This is a genomic window from Mesorhizobium sp. M2E.F.Ca.ET.209.01.1.1, assembly GCF_004010375.2.
Taxonomy (GTDB): domain Bacteria; phylum Pseudomonadota; class Alphaproteobacteria; order Rhizobiales; family Rhizobiaceae; genus Mesorhizobium.
In genome coordinates, this window is record NZ_SADP02001419.1 from 1 (window position 1) to 278 (window position 278).

A 278-nucleotide genomic window follows, 5' to 3' on the forward strand; every position below is an offset into this window, starting at 1 on the left:
AGATCGCCGGTGAGCGCTATGAAACCGCTGGCCAGGGCTTCGGTCGCGGCAGCGCTTTCCTCGCCTTCGGCAACGGCGATCATCAGCTTGGCGGCTTCGGTCGCCAGCGGCCCGCGTTCGGCGATTTTCCCAGCCCAGGCCTTGGCTTCGTCTAACGCCTTGCCGGTTTCGACGACGCGGTCGACGATGGCAAGCACGAGCGCTTCAGCCGCCAGAAAAATCTCGCCACCGACAGCCATGCGACGCACCGTCTGGGCGCCGAAGCGGCGCACCGCGCG

1 pseudogene is annotated in these 278 nt (G+C 67.3%); it reads right to left on the reverse strand.

Annotated elements, in window-relative coordinates:
• Positions 1-278: pseudogene (locus EN852_RS40625) on the reverse strand (enoyl-CoA hydratase/isomerase family protein); the annotation flags it as partial.